Here is a 13,653-nt window from a genome sequence, read left to right on the forward strand (position 1 = left end):
GCATGAGTGAAAACGAATTACTGCAGATTGAACATCTTACCATAGAACTCAGGACGAAAAAGAACCGCTACAATCTGGTCGAGGATGTCTCCTTTTCCGTCGGCAAGAAAGAGGTTTTCGGTATCGTCGGTGAATCAGGCTGCGGTAAAAGTGTGACCGCCTATTCGATCATCGATCTTTTGGCCACACCTCCTCTTTATATCAGCCGCGGCCGTATCAATTTCGAAGGAAGGGATCTTACCGGACTGTCGAACACAGAGATGCGGAAAATCAGGGGCAATGCCATATCGATGATCTTTCAGGAGCCTATGACAGCCCTCGATCCGCTTTTTACCATCGGCCAGCAGTTGAAGGAAATCCTGCACTTTCATTACCAGCTGCCGGAAGAGGTCATGCATGAACGGGCCGTCGATATACTGCGGAAGGTGGAGATTCCCAGGGCCGAGCAATTAATGAAGGAGTATCCTCACCAGCTCTCCGGCGGCATGCTTCAGCGGGTGATGATTGCAATGGCATTGCTGAACAATCCAAAGCTTCTCATTGCCGACGAACCCACCACCGCCCTGGATGTAACGATCCAGGCACAAATCCTCGATCTCATAAACGGATTGAAGGAGCGTTTCGATACCTCGGTCATCATGATCACCCATGACCTCGGCGTCATTTCGGAGACCTGCGACCGGGTTGCGGTCCTTTACGCCGGCCATGTTGTGGAAGTAAGTGATGTGGAGACGATTTTTTCGGATGCCATGCATCCCTATACCAAGGGACTTGTCCGGTCCGTCACATCCCTGGGAGAGAAAAGGAAGGAGCTCTACACCATTCCCGGCGTGGTACCCAGCATCGATACCATGGGAAGAGGCTGTCGTTTTTATGATCGATGTTCACGGAAAATGGAAAGATGCAGGGATGCCGTTCCCGCTCTGAAGGAATATGGCCGGGGACATCTGTGCAGATGCTGGCTTTTTGAAGGATCCGAGCATGAATAAGAGCCTACTGGCCGTCGAAGGCCTGCGGAAATATTTTCCCCTGAAGGGCGGCGTTTTCAATAAGACCATCGGGTACGTACGTGCGGTGGAAAAGGTGAGCTTTTGCGTGAACAAACAAGAGACCTTCTCCCTTGTCGGCGAATCCGGCTGCGGAAAATCCACGACTGGCAGGACCATTCTGCGTCTGGAAGAGCCCGATGAGGGCAAAATCATCTTTAACGGCGAGGACATCAACAAATACGGTAAGAAGTCGATGCGGATGATGCGTAGGCATATGCAGATGGTCTTCCAAAACCCCTATAATTCCCTCAATCCCCGCATGAAGATTAAAGCACTTCTTGCCGAACCCCTTCAGACCCACACGGCGCTGTCGTCAAAAGAGATACATGGGAAAATAGACGAAATGCTGGAAAGGGTGGGGCTTTCTGCCTCTTATAAGGAGCGCTATGCCCACCAGTTCAGCGGCGGACAACGCCAGCGGATAAGCATAGCAAGGGCCCTGATAACCAACCCCGCCCTTGTCATTGCCGATGAGCCGGCCAGTGCCCTCGATGTTTCCATTCAGTCGCAGATTATTAATCTACTTATGCAGCTTCAGGATGAGTTGGAGCTTACCTATATCTTCATTTCGCACGATCTGAATGTAGTCCGGCATATAAGTTCGGTGGTGGGAGTCATGTATTTGGGGAGAATCGTGGAGCAGGCTCCTACCGAAGAGTTGTTTGCCAGGCCTTCCCACCCCTATACCCAGGCGCTGCTTTCCGCGGTTCCCTTACTTTTGCCGGGGAAGAAGAAGGAGCGAATCATTCTTTCGGGAGATGTGCCCAACCCTGCCGATCCGCCGAAGGGTTGTCCCTTCCACTTGCGGTGCCGGTATGTCATGGACAAATGCAGGACGGAGTTGCCCCAAAGCGTGGCGTTGAGCGACGAACACCGGGCCTCCTGTCACCTGCTGTAAGAGGCCTTAGGGTTCTTTCAGCAGATTACGATAGATGCCCGGGTCCGATCCTTCTATGGGGACGGCTCCCACGCTTTTGCGGTAGAAATCGGCAGGGCCGACACCACCTATGACGGCGTAGGCATAGCCCGATTCCCGCATGGCCCAGAGGGCATGGAGCAGGAGCGTTTCGCCGATTTTCTTTCCGCGTGCTTCCTTCCTGACCCCTGTCGGACCGAAAAAGTTTTTACAGACGGCGTCGTAGGAGGCAAACCCCATGATCCTGCCCTCTTCGACGGCAATGAAGGAAGAGACCGGCAGCCTTGAGAAGGTCGCTTCGACCTGATCGGCCCAGGAGCGGCTGAAATGTTCGCAAACCCATTGTGTGACCAGGCTTTTTTCCGAAGGCAGCGGCCGCTTGATGATTATTCCTCCGGCTTTGGCCGGAGCGGGGAGGGGCGGAAGATCATAGAGTCTGACAAGCATGTCGAACATAAAGGGAGTATACACTCTTTGGAGGTGCTATGATAGAATCCGAAACCATGAAACAGCATATCCGCCCTGCGGCATCGGAAGAAGAATTGATTTCCTGTGCAAAATTGATGGCGGAATCCGAACCATGGATTACCCTGGGAAGAGGCTTTGAACAGACACGGAAAGCGGTGCATGATGCTTCCTCCGATCTGTTTATTTCACTGGCCGGCGAAGAGTTCACCGGCTTTATCATGGTTCAGATGCAGGGGGCCTTTCGCGGCTATATAAAGTCTTTCGGCATTATGCCTTCCTGGAGAGGCCGCGGGATTGGTACTTCGCTTCTGTCCTTTGCCGAGTCGTACATTTTCGCAGCAACCCCCAATGTTTTTCTCTGTGTCTCTTCCTTCAATACCTCGGCACAAGGCTTTTATACCGCTCATGGGTATGAGATTATAGGAGAACTAAAAGACTATATCATTGAAGGCTATTCCGAAATCCTGATGCGGAAGTCTGTCGGGCCCTTGAGTGGCTACAGGGGAAGTCGTGGATAGGATCGGTTATGAAGATGGCACACTGCGGGTCGAAGGTCTTTCCGTCGGAGAGCTTGCTGGTAAGTTCGGGACGCCGCTGTTTATCTACAGCAAGAAAGAGCTGCTAAGCCGTCTGGAGAGAATGAAGCAGGCCTTTTCGGCAGTCGGTCCAACCATCTGCTTTGCGGTCAAGTCGTTGAGTAATATCCACATCCTCACTGATCTTGCGGCAGCCGGCTGCGGATTCGACATCGTCAGCGGCGGTGAGCTGTATCGGGTAAGGGAAGCGGGAGCCGACATGCGCAGCGTTGTGTATGCCGGTGTAGGCAAGACCGATCGGGAACTTTCCGAGGCAATTGGCGCAGGGGTTGGCCTGTTCAACGTAGAATCGGAAGAGGAGCTTGCCGTCCTGGAAACGATAGCTCAAGAACGGGGCGCCCGTGTCGAGGCTGCCCTGAGAATCAATCCCGATATCGATCCCGGAACCCACGATTTTATTTCGACGGGGAAGAAAGAGACCAAATTTGGTATCGATATCGATCGGGCCTTCGCCGTTTTTGATGCCGTGAAAAACAGTCCTTCCGTACACCTTTGCGGCATCCATTTTTACCTTGGCTCCGGCGGTCATAGCGCCGAGCCCTATGCCGAGGCGGCACGGACCGGCGTGGATCTTGTGTGCAGGCTGCGCAGCCGTGGTCATGAGCTGCGCTATCTCGACCTTGGCGGAGGCTTCGGGAATGATTACCTAAGCGGTGAAAGTCCCGCCATAGAGGAGTATGCTTCGGCCATTGTTCCTCACATAAAAGGTACCGGCCTCCGTCTGATTCTCGAACCTGGTAAGAGCATTGCGGCCAACAGCGGAATACTTGTAGGTCGCGTACTGTTCAGGAAACAGGGCGGCTCAAAGACCTTTATCATCCTCGATGCGGGGATGAACGACCTCATCCGGCCGCCCCTGTACGGTGCCTTTCACTTTATCTGGCCCGCAGAGGCTGCCGAAGATCAAATTCCCCTTCGTATGGAAGAGCGGATGGATCTCCCCGGGCTTGAAAAGGTTGATGTCGTGGGTCCGATCTGCGAAAGCAGTGATTTTTTTGCAAAGGAACGTTATCTTCCCCACCTCGAACGGGGAGATCTTCTGGCCATTTTCTCGGCAGGGGCCTACGGCTCTGCCATGAGCAGTAATTATAATTCGAGGGGGCTTTTGCCCGAGGTGCTTGTGGACGGAAACGAGGCCGTGCTTATCCGCAGGCGCCAGGATTATGAGGATCTTCTCGGCCTGGAACGACTGAGCGGAAACAATTGCATAGGAAAAAACTGAATAAAAGGAAGGCGCTGTATGGATTTTTTGGCCGGGGCTGGGGGGCTGCGGGAGGAAATTGTCGGCTATCGAAGATATATCCATCGCCATCCCGAGCTCGGTATGGAGACCGCCGGGACCGCTGATTTCGTGCAGGCATCTCTGGAAAAGATGGGAATACGCTGCTTTCGGCCGATTCCAAATTCGGTCTGCGGGATACTTGAGGGAGACGGAGAAAAGACCGTCGCCCTCAGGGCGGATATGGATGCCCTGCCCATCGAGGAGCAGACCGGGCTCGATTTCTCATCCGCCGTTCCCGGCCGAATGCATGCCTGCGGCCATGATGCCCACACCGCAATAGCCCTGGGCTCTGCCCTTCTGCTGTCCCGTCACCGGGAACTGGTGACGGGAAACGTCAAATTCATCTTTCAGCCCGCGGAAGAAACCTCGGGAGGAGCCCTGCCCATGATCAGGGCCGGAGTCTTACGGAATCCCGAGGTTTCCGCAATATTCGGCCTGCACTGCAATACGGGAAGGAAAGCGGGAGAGATCGCCCTTACCTATGGGCAGGCGTACGCCGCATCTGAGACCTTCGATATTGAGATCATCGGCAAGATGAGCCACGGTGCGGCTCCCCAGGGTGGCATCGATGCCGTTCTTGTCGCCGCCCAGGTGATCACCGCCCTTCATCACATTGTTTCGAGGGAGATTGATCCCGTTCACCCTGCGGTGCTCACCCTGGGTACCATAGCCGGCGGCCAGGCCCGCAATATTCTGGCGGAGCGGATCCGCCTTGAAGGTATCTGCAGGGCGACCGATCCCGAGGTCCTGCATCGTCTTCGGCAGAAGGTGATACGAACGGCCGAGGGTGTGGCCTCGGGACTTGGTGCGAAGGCGCTGGTTAGCTTCGAATCGGGGTATACGGCGCTTATCAACAACGATGCCATGACGGATCTTGTAAGGCGGTCGGCGGAAAAGCTTCTGGGAAGGCATGCGATACATATCAACAAAGAGCCCAATATGGGGGTCGAGGATATGGCCTATTTCTTGAAGGAGATCCCCGGCTGTTTCTTTTTTCTCGGGGTCGCCAATGAAGAGAAGGGGATTACCGCGCAGCTTCATAACGGTGCTTTCACCATCGATGAAGAGGCCCTGATCATCGGCACAGCCATTCAGTGCGAGAACATCGTCTCTTTTCTTTCAAATAGAACTCTTTAAAAAAAAATTACAAAAAAAGTTTCCATTTATAAAATAATTTATTGGCTTCTGCCTTCGGCCATGATACTATAGCCTCATGGATTTCAACGAAATGATCGGGAATATTTTTATGCTGGGCCTGCCTTCTTCAGTGCTTGACGATGTGGGAAAGGATGTTCTTGCAGCCGTCAGACCCGGATCGGTCATTTTATTTTCCAGAAATGTGGTGGACAGGGAGCAGGTGGCCCGGTTTATCGAAGAGATAACGAATTTTCTCGGATACAAACCGCTCATTGCAATCGATCAGGAAGGTGGCATTGTCACAAGGCTGAAAAAGGGATTTACCGTTTCTCCCGGCGCCATGGCTCTGGCTGCAACCGGCGATCCCCATAGTGCATACCTGGCGGGAAAAGTGCTCGGCCAGGAAATGAAGGCCGTTGGCATCGATTGGAATCTCGCCCCCGTTGTCGATATCAATAACAATCCGCTTAATCCTGCCATCGGGATTCGCAGTTTTTCCGGGAATGCAGATGTTGTCATCACCTATGCATCACAGTTTGCCGCAGGCCTTGAAAAAAGCGGTGTCCTGACCTGTCTGAAGCATTTTCCGGGCAACGGCCGGGTTCATGTTGATCCCCACCTGGATATGCCCTCTCTTGATATTTCCCGGGAAGCGCTGTTCCGTAATGAGATGCTTCCCTTTCTTTCTATTCCCGCTCCTTCCTGGATGCCTACCCACATCTATGTGCCCGCATTGCAGAGCCGCAGGGAGGCCGTTACCGTTTCAAGGGAGGTCCTGACCGGGCTGGTCAGAGACAAGCTGAAATACAAGGGACTTCTTGTTTCTGATGATCTGAACATGGGCGGCGTGGCAAATTTTCACCGGGCCGATGATCTTGCGGTCGAGACCTTGGCAGCGGGTATGGACATGATTTCGTTCTGTGACAATCCGGAAAAGCAGCTGATGGCAGCCTCTGCCGTTGCCGGGAAAGTCGCCAACGACGAAGTCTTTGCAGAGCGGGTAAGGCAGGCCTCGGCGAGGGTGAAAACGATGTTTTCGCTTCGTGACAAGGCGGAGGGTTCTCGCTCTCCCCTGGTTGATTTTAAGGCGAACAGGCGAAAGATGGATTTCATTTCCCTGAAATCGGTGCGACTGGTAAAAAATGAAGAAGAGGCTGTTCCCCTTTGTTCCGTGGATCATGTATTCACCATGAGAAGCAGCCGGCTTGTTCTCATTGAAGAGGGCAGTGAAGGAATTCCTGCGGTTGCGTCCCGTGCCGCCGAAGAGCTTTCCTGTCCCCTTTCCATATACGAAAGAACCATCACCGATGCAGAAGCGGCGGTTTTAAAGCGACAGGCTGAGGGAACGTCCAATCTTATCTTTACTGAAAATGCCCATCTCGAACCGTCTCTGGTGCGGTTCATCGAAGATCTTGCACGGATATCCGACAGGCTTGTACTTGTCGCTTTGCGAAATCCATACGACACGGATATTGCGGGAGTAAAAAATGGGATTGCTTCGTATGGCTACACTGCGGCTCAGCAGGAAGGGGTGATGAGGCTCCTTTTACCGGGAGCATTCGAGGAAGGTTGCGTATGAACGGATGTCTTCTGAAGGTGAAAGAGGCCTTTGACGATTTGAAACCTTCGGAAAAGAAGGTTGCCAGTTATATTTTGAGTTTTCCGGAAGAATCGGTAGGGCTCTCCGTGGGAGAACTTGCACAGCGCTGCAATACCAGCAATGCCGCGATCATCCGTTTTTGCAAAACCCTTCGCTTTGACGGGTACCGTGACTTTGCCATTCAGATGGCTTCCGATATCTCTTCTCAGAGGGTCGAGGAAGATAGTTATACCGATATTCAGGTTGGCGATGATCTTGAAACGATCATAAAAAATGTATCGTACAACAACAAGAAATCCATTACCGATACCCTTCTTGTTCTTGATATCGAGGAGCTGAAAAAGGCCATTGCGGTGTTGCATTCATCCAAGCGTATCGACTTTTACGGCGTAGGGGCCTCGGGGCTTATCGCTCAGGATGCCCAGCAGAAATTTATGCGCATCAACAGGTATTCGATGGCCTACACCGATACCCATCTCCAGGCCACGGCGGCTGCCAACCTTTCGGCGGAGGATACGGCTGTCTTTATATCCTATTCCGGAGAGACCAGGGACATCGTCGAAACCATGGAAATTGCGAAAAAGACAAAGGCCAAGACCATTTCCATTACAAAGTTCGGGAACAATACCCTGAACAGCAAGGCCGACATCAAGCTTTTTACGGCTTCTTCCGAGACGAGCATGCGAAGCGGAGCCAGCGGTTCAAGGATAGCCCAGCTTAATGTGATAGACATCCTCTTTTCCGGTCTTGGAAGCATCGAGTATTCCGAGATCAAGAAATATCTTGACCGGACCAGAAAGGTTCGGGCCATAAAAAAATTCCGGGACTGAAGAGGGTCTGAGGTTAGGGAGGTTTTGCAAATTCCATAAATCAGTCGACTGCTCAACGAGGTCTGCTTTGCAGGTTTGCGCGGTCGATACAAAGGAGACAGAATGAAAAAAAAGATTTCTACTGGACGCTTGATATTGTCGATGTTTCTTCTGCTGGCGATATCGTTTTTCGGCGCTTGTTCTCAGAAAAAGCCGTCTGACGGAGGGGCTGCGGCGGCCGCAGTTGAAAGCGATGCAAAGGGCTCTGTCAGACGGGGCGGGACCGTAAACGTGACCTCGACGAAGCAGGGTGTTCTGATCAAGAATTTCAACCCCTTTTCTCCGAACGCATTACAGTCGACCTTCGGATGTTTCTATGAAACCCTTATTTTTGCCAATGAATATTCGGGAGAGGTAAGTCCCTGGCTTGCTGAGCGTTACTCCTGGTCGGAAGATCTCAAGACCCTTGAGTTCCATCTTCGCAAAGATGTGAAATGGAACGACGGCAAAGCTTTTGATGCCGACGATGTGATCTTTACCCTGGAGCTGGCAAAAGGCGACAAGGCCCTGGACAAGGCCGGAATCTGGAACCAGGGGCTGATCGACGTAAAGAAGATCGATGCCTATACGGTTGATTTTACCTTTGAGGAGGTAAATACCACCGTGCTTCCCCAGATGGCCAGTCTGTACATCATACCCGAGCATGTATGGGCCTCCGTCGATAATCCCTCGGAATGGACAGGAAATGAAAACCCCGTGGGAACCGGTCCCTTTGTCTTTGACGAGGGCTCTTTTACCGAGCAGTCGTACCGCCTCAAGAGTAATCCCCTGTACTGGCAGCTGGGAGAGGATGGAAGGCCTTTGCCCTATATCGACGGTGTTCAGTATGTGGGGGCGACCGGAAATGCCCAGGCCCAGATGAAGATCATCTCCGGCGAGGTCGACTGGGGAGCGTACTTTCTTGCAAATATCGACGAGACCTATGTAAAGCGGGATCCCGATCACAATCATTACTGGCTGCCCGAGGGAAACATCGTCTACCTCAACCTCAACAACGGCAAAGAGCCGTTCTCCAACAGAAATGTCCGGCGTGCCCTTGCCATGGCCATCGACCAGAAAGAGATAACAACCATCATGAACTCCGGTGCGGTTCCTGCGGGGCAGGCCGGTGTAAAGACCGGATATCTATCCTGGGTGCCCGAAGATGCCGAATCCTTTCGGCTTGCCTTCGATCCCGATGCTGCGGTGAAGTTGCTTGAAAGCGAGGGCTATGCAAAGAATACCAAGGGCATCATGGAAAAGGACGGAAAAGCGCTTTCCTTTGAACTTTATGTTCCGACGGGATGGACCGACTGGATCACCGCGGTTGAAACCGTGAGCAATCAGCTGAAGAAGATCGGTATCGATGCCCGGGTAAACCAGGCTTCATGGCCTTCTTCCTTTCTTGATAATATCACGACGGGAAATTACGATATCTCCATTGATTACGTAAATTCGGGCTTCTCTCCCTACTACCAGTACAATAATATTCTGCCTTCCCGGCACTGGGCTCCCATCGGTGAGAATGCAACGGGTCATTCCCAGGTTCGGTACAGGAACGAGAAACTTGATCAGGCCTTTTCGGCCTACCGCAGGACGGCGGACAAAGAAGAACAGCTTGGTTACATGCATACCATTCTCTCCGCCGTCATGGAAGACACTCCCCTTGTTCCCCTTTTCTTTAATCCGACCTGGTACGAATACTCCACCAGGAACTTTACGGGATGGCCGAACGGTGATGACCCCTATACCGTCCCCAAGACTGCAGGTATGGACAAGATGCCTGTGTTTCTCAACCTTCATCCGAAGAAATAGATGAAGCATAGATAAAACAACTGCCCGGCCTCCTTCCGTGAGGTCGGGCCTTATGACAGAGACGCCCATGAAATATTTTTTACGCAAATTGTTCTGGTTTATTTTCGCACTCTATATTGCGGTTACGATAAATTTTATTCTGCCGCGACTGATGCCGGGAGATCCCGTTTCCGTTCTCGTAAACCGCCTTCAGGGGGTTGATGAAAACTCGATGGATGCAATTCGTGCTGCTTTCGGCGTGGATACCGAAAAAAGCATCGTTACCCAGTACTTCGAGTATCTCGGGAATATTCTCCGGGGAGATTTGGGCATCTCCACAAGCAATTATCCTCATAAGGTCTGGGATGTGGTTGCGACGGCTCTTCCGTGGACCATCGGCCTCATGGGTATTGCAACCCTTTTCAGTTTTCTTATCGGGACGGTGATCGGTATTGTCATTGCCTGGAAACGGGAAACGAAACTGGCAAACGGTGTGCTCGGCGTCTTTCTGTTTATCCGTTCCTTTCCCTATTTCTGGTTCGGGCTGATATTGGTCTATTTTTTTGCCTTCCACCGCCAGCTCTTTCCCCTCGGCGGGGCCTTTGCCATAGGGGTGACCAGGGCCGACGGCTGGGCCTTTGTTCGATCGGTGATCTATCACGGCATACTTCCTGGCCTGACCATTGCCATAAGCTCGATGGGGTATTGGATGCTTACCATCCGTAACAACATGATCAACGTTCTTGCAGAGGATTACATTGTCGTGGCCAAGGCCAAGGGGCTGCCGCTTGCAAGAATCCGGAACAGGTATGCGGCACGAAATGCCATCCTGCCTTCTGTTTCCGGCTTTGCCATGGCCCTTGGCTTTGTCATCAGCGGAAGTCTCCTGACCGAGATGGTGTTTTCCTACCCCGGGATCGGCTTTATGTTGTACCAGGCGGTTCAGCAGCAGGATTATCCTCTTATTCAGGCAATTTTTCTCTTTATCGCGGTCTCCGTCATGGTTGCCAACTTTCTGTCCGACCTGGTGATCATGTTTCTGGACCCGAGGGTCAGGGATGGAGGCAAACAGTGATCAAGGACATGCTGAAACTTTTCATAGAGAACAGAAAGGCCCTTGCCGGAGTCATTATTCTCGGGCTCTTCATCCTTATGGCGCTCCTGGCGCCACTTCTGGCACCCTACGGCCCCAAGCAGGATAGTGACGATCTGGGAAGGTTTCCCCTGATGGCGGCGCCTTGCGATGCGCATCCCCTGGGTACCACCAATGCCGGTTATGATATCCTCTCACAGCTTATCTATGGCTCCAGGGTCACGCTGACCGTCGGCATTCTAACGGGGCTTCTGACAAGTTTTATCTCCCTTTCGGTGGGACTTTTCAGCGGCTATCTCAAGGGGGCTGCCGATGACGTTATTTCCTTTATCACGAATATTTTTCTTGTCATCCCCAGCCTTCCGCTGGTGATCGTGGTTGCCTCGTATGTTCCCATGCGGGGAGTCGTGCCCATTATTGTGGTCCTTGCCCTTACCGGGTGGGCCTGGGGCGCCCGCGTCGTCAGGGCCCAGGTGATGTCGGTCGGTGAGCGGGAGTTTGTGAAGGTAGCGGAGGTGATGGGAGAGAACTCCCTTGTTATTGTCTTTCGGGAGATACTTCCCAACATCATCTCGCTTGTCATGGCCATTTTCTTTACGTCGACGATCGCGGCCATCATCGGAGAGGCCACCCTCGAGTTTATCGGCCTGGGGAATGTCTCGACGGTAACCTGGGGAACCATGCTCTTCTGGGCCCAGAACAACGCCGCACTTTTGATGAACGCCTGGTGGTGGTTTCTTCCTCCGGGGCTCGGAATCGGTTTGCTCGGGACCTCTTTTGCGCTGATGAACTTTGCAATCGATGAAATCTCGAATCCGAAAATCAGAAAGAGGTGAATGGTGGACGATGTACTGCTGAGAATCACGAATCTTGAGGCGGGTTACCGGCTTCGACAGGGAATGATACGGGCCGTCGACGGCATCAGTCTCGATTTGATGAAGGGCGAGTTCCTGGGCATTGCCGGGGAGTCGGGCTGCGGTAAATCAACCCTGGCCTATACCTTGATGGGGCTGCTTGAGGACAATGCCGAAATTACCGGAGGGGAGGTGCTGTTCAAGGGGGAAAATCTCCTTACATTGTCCCGAAACAGGGCCAAGGAGATACGATGGGTCGATATCTCGATGGTATTTCAGTCTGCAATGAACGCCCTGAACCCGGTTCTGAAAATCAGCGAACAGCTTACCGATACGGTTTTGACCCATCGCCCCGGGCTGGCCCAGACCAAGGTCTTCGATATGGCGAAAAAGGCCCTCGCCCTTGTCGATATCCCGGAAGACCGCCTCGATGCATATCCCCATCAGCTTTCCGGCGGCATGAAACAACGGGTCATGATAGCGATGGCCATGATACTGGAACCCGATTTGATCATCATGGATGAGCCCACCACCGCCCTTGATGTGGTGGTTCAGCGGACGATCATCGACAAGATTTCCGATCTCCAGAAGCAGTTTGATTTTTCCGTTATCTTTATAACCCATGACCTTTCGCTTCTGGTTGAGATTTCCGACAAGCTGGTGATCATGTACAGCGGCCAGATCGTTGAAAGCGGTCCTGCGGAAGCGGTATATCGACATCCTGCCCATCCCTATACCAGGGGGCTGATGAATTCCTTTCCGCCCCTCAGCGGTCCCCTGCTCGAGTTCGGGGGAATCCCCGGTAGACCGCCGAATTTTCTCGACCTGCCGGAGGGCTGCCGTTTTTATCCGAGATGCCCGCAGCGAAAAGATATCTGCAGGCAGCTTCCCCCCGAACTTTTGCCGCTGGATGAGGATCATTCGGCCAGGTGTCACCTGCTAAAGGAGGGAAATGTATGAGCGAAACGATACTCGAACTGCGAAACGTAACAAAGCATTTTCCCGTACGGGGCCTTGGTCAGAAGCGCTTTGTCCATGCCATGGACGATGTCACTTTTTCTCTCAACCGCGGTGAGATCCTTTCGGTAGTCGGCGAGTCAGGGAGCGGAAAGACAACCACCGCCAAGGTGATCACGCGCATATACGAAAGTGATGCCGGATCTGTCATGTTTCAGGGAAAGCCCGTCGACGGCAAGCTGAAACACGATCGGCTGCTCGAATATCGGTCGCAGGTCCAGATGATATTTCAGGACCCCTTCGGAGCGCTCAATCCGACCCACACCATTGGTTCCATCATGGAGCGGCCCTTTGTCATTCACAAACTTTCAGGACGAAAAGAGCTCGAAGCGCGTATCAAGGATGTGCTGGTCCAGGTGGGCATGGATCCTCCCGAGCAGTATATGCGGAAATTTCCCCACGAACTTTCCGGCGGCCAGCGGCAGCGCATCAATATTGCCAGGGCAATTGCGGTAGATCCGCTTCTGTTGATTGCCGATGAACCGACTTCGATGCTTGATGTATCCATCAAGATGATCATCATGAACATGATCAAGCGCTTCAGGGACGAGAAGGAGATTTCCTATCTTTACATTACCCACGACCTTGCCGGAGCGCGTTATATCGCCGATCGTATCGTGGTCATGTACGCCGGCATGGTCATGGAAACGGGTCCCGCCGAGGGGGTGATAAGCGATGCCCATCATCCCTATACAAGGCTTCTGAAATCTGCCGCTCCCCAGCCCGAAGCGAATTTCAGCAGGGCAAGGCTGACCACAAAGGGTGATATCCCCAGCCTCATCGATCCGCCTTCGGGCTGCCGCTTCCATCCCCGTTGTCCCATCGCCAGGTCCGAATGTTCGGAGCATGTTCCCGAGATCCGGGAGGTTTCCGCCGGACACTTTTCCCGCTGCCCTTTTTCTTCCTAACGATTTTTTGGCATCGCCGGGCCGAACCGATAGGGTTTGTTGGTTTGGTTTTCATCGAAAAATAATCCTTGACAGTAAGAAAATTCAAAGC

At 52.8% G+C, this 13,653-nt stretch carries 13 protein-coding genes; 12 read left to right on the top strand and 1 reads right to left on the bottom strand.

Features of this window, described 5'->3' with window-relative positions; translation table 11 throughout:
• Window positions 1–2 precede the first annotated feature (2 nt).
• The gene (locus F459_RS0111895) at window positions 3–989 is read left to right on the top strand and encodes an ABC transporter ATP-binding protein (RefSeq protein WP_020612948.1); all 987 of its coding nucleotides are present in this window, start codon (window positions 3–5) and stop codon (window positions 987–989) included.
• The gene (locus tag F459_RS0111900; RefSeq protein WP_020612949.1) at window positions 982–1,947 is read left to right on the top strand and encodes an ABC transporter ATP-binding protein; all 966 of its coding nucleotides are present in this window, start codon (window positions 982–984) and stop codon (window positions 1,945–1,947) included. Before F459_RS0111895 ends, F459_RS0111900 begins: the two co-directional genes overlap by 8 nt.
• Before the next feature lie 6 nt (window positions 1,948–1,953).
• On the opposite strand, the gene F459_RS0111905 is transcribed toward F459_RS0111900, so the two are convergent.
• Window positions 1,954–2,421, bottom strand: a complete 468-nt coding sequence (locus F459_RS0111905) for a GNAT family N-acetyltransferase (RefSeq protein ID WP_020612950.1) — start codon at window positions 2,419–2,421, stop codon at window positions 1,954–1,956.
• 29 nt (window positions 2,422–2,450) lie between these two features.
• Here F459_RS0111905 and F459_RS0111910 point away from each other — a divergent pair, with 29 nt between their 5' ends.
• The 10 genes from F459_RS0111910 (at window position 2,451) to F459_RS0111955 (ending at window position 13,562) form a co-directional block, all read left to right on the top strand.
• Window positions 2,451–2,951, top strand: coding sequence for a GNAT family N-acetyltransferase (locus tag F459_RS0111910; protein WP_020612951.1), 501 nt, complete (start codon window positions 2,451–2,453; stop codon window positions 2,949–2,951).
• The gene (lysA, locus tag F459_RS0111915; protein ID WP_020612952.1) at window positions 2,944–4,251 is read left to right on the top strand and encodes a diaminopimelate decarboxylase; all 1,308 of its coding nucleotides are present in this window, start codon (window positions 2,944–2,946) and stop codon (window positions 4,249–4,251) included. The genes F459_RS0111910 and lysA overlap by 8 nt, the downstream gene beginning before the upstream one ends.
• 18 nt (window positions 4,252–4,269) lie before the next feature.
• Window positions 4,270–5,448 (top strand): M20 metallopeptidase family protein, encoded by a 1,179-nt coding sequence (locus F459_RS0111920; RefSeq protein ID WP_020612953.1) that lies wholly within the window; start codon window positions 4,270–4,272, stop codon window positions 5,446–5,448.
• A 76-nt stretch (window positions 5,449–5,524) separates the two neighbouring features.
• Entirely contained in the window at window positions 5,525–7,027 is a 1,503-nt protein-coding gene (locus tag F459_RS0111925) for a glycoside hydrolase family 3 N-terminal domain-containing protein (protein WP_026295012.1), read from the top strand.
• On the top strand, window positions 7,024–7,878 hold the full coding sequence (locus F459_RS0111930; protein WP_020612955.1) for a MurR/RpiR family transcriptional regulator: 855 nt from the start codon (window positions 7,024–7,026) through the stop codon (window positions 7,876–7,878). The genes F459_RS0111925 and F459_RS0111930 overlap by 4 nt, the downstream gene beginning before the upstream one ends.
• Before the next feature lie 102 nt (window positions 7,879–7,980).
• Window positions 7,981–9,711, top strand: coding sequence for an ABC transporter substrate-binding protein (locus F459_RS0111935; protein WP_020612956.1), 1,731 nt, complete (start codon window positions 7,981–7,983; stop codon window positions 9,709–9,711).
• Between the two features lie 67 nt (window positions 9,712–9,778).
• A complete protein-coding gene (locus F459_RS0111940) occupies window positions 9,779–10,765 on the top strand; it encodes an ABC transporter permease (protein ID WP_020612957.1) in 987 nt (328 codons plus the stop codon).
• Window positions 10,762–11,619, top strand: a complete 858-nt coding sequence (locus tag F459_RS0111945; RefSeq protein WP_020612958.1) for an ABC transporter permease — start codon at window positions 10,762–10,764, stop codon at window positions 11,617–11,619. Before F459_RS0111940 ends, F459_RS0111945 begins: the two co-directional genes overlap by 4 nt.
• Window positions 11,620–12,597, top strand: a complete 978-nt coding sequence (locus F459_RS0111950) for an ABC transporter ATP-binding protein (RefSeq protein WP_020612959.1) — start codon at window positions 11,620–11,622, stop codon at window positions 12,595–12,597. It begins immediately after the preceding gene.
• The gene (locus tag F459_RS0111955; RefSeq protein WP_020612960.1) at window positions 12,594–13,562 is read left to right on the top strand and encodes an ABC transporter ATP-binding protein; all 969 of its coding nucleotides are present in this window, start codon (window positions 12,594–12,596) and stop codon (window positions 13,560–13,562) included. Before F459_RS0111950 ends, F459_RS0111955 begins: the two co-directional genes overlap by 4 nt.
• Window positions 13,563–13,653: the final 91 nt, after the last annotated feature.

The sequence above is a fragment of the Sediminispirochaeta bajacaliforniensis DSM 16054 genome (genome assembly GCF_000378205.1).
Classification (GTDB): Bacteria; Spirochaetota; Spirochaetia; order DSM-16054; family Sediminispirochaetaceae; genus Sediminispirochaeta; species Sediminispirochaeta bajacaliforniensis.

Excerpts from the sequence above, each read along its gene's own strand:
- F459_RS0111920 (WP_020612953.1), top strand. The coding sequence starts at position 4,270 with ATGGATTTTTTGGCCGGGGCTGGGGGGCTGCGGGAGGAAATTGTCGGC.
- F459_RS0111940 (WP_020612957.1), top strand. The coding sequence starts at position 9,779 with ATGAAATATTTTTTACGCAAATTGTTCTGGTTTATTTTCGCACTCTAT.
- F459_RS0111955 (WP_020612960.1), top strand. The coding sequence starts at position 12,594 with ATGAGCGAAACGATACTCGAACTGCGAAACGTAACAAAGCATTTTCCC.
- F459_RS0111895 (WP_020612948.1), top strand. The coding sequence starts at position 3 with ATGAGTGAAAACGAATTACTGCAGATTGAACATCTTACCATAGAACTC.
- F459_RS0111935 (WP_020612956.1), top strand. The coding sequence starts at position 7,981 with ATGAAAAAAAAGATTTCTACTGGACGCTTGATATTGTCGATGTTTCTT.
- F459_RS0111950 (WP_020612959.1), top strand. The coding sequence starts at position 11,620 with ATGGTGGACGATGTACTGCTGAGAATCACGAATCTTGAGGCGGGTTAC.
- F459_RS0111905 (WP_020612950.1), bottom strand. The coding sequence starts at position 2,421 with ATGTTCGACATGCTTGTCAGACTCTATGATCTTCCGCCCCTCCCCGCT.
- F459_RS0111900 (WP_020612949.1), top strand. The coding sequence starts at position 982 with ATGAATAAGAGCCTACTGGCCGTCGAAGGCCTGCGGAAATATTTTCCC.
- F459_RS0111910 (WP_020612951.1), top strand. The coding sequence starts at position 2,451 with ATGATAGAATCCGAAACCATGAAACAGCATATCCGCCCTGCGGCATCG.
- F459_RS0111930 (WP_020612955.1), top strand. The coding sequence starts at position 7,024 with ATGAACGGATGTCTTCTGAAGGTGAAAGAGGCCTTTGACGATTTGAAA.
- F459_RS0111925 (WP_026295012.1), top strand. The coding sequence starts at position 5,525 with ATGGATTTCAACGAAATGATCGGGAATATTTTTATGCTGGGCCTGCCT.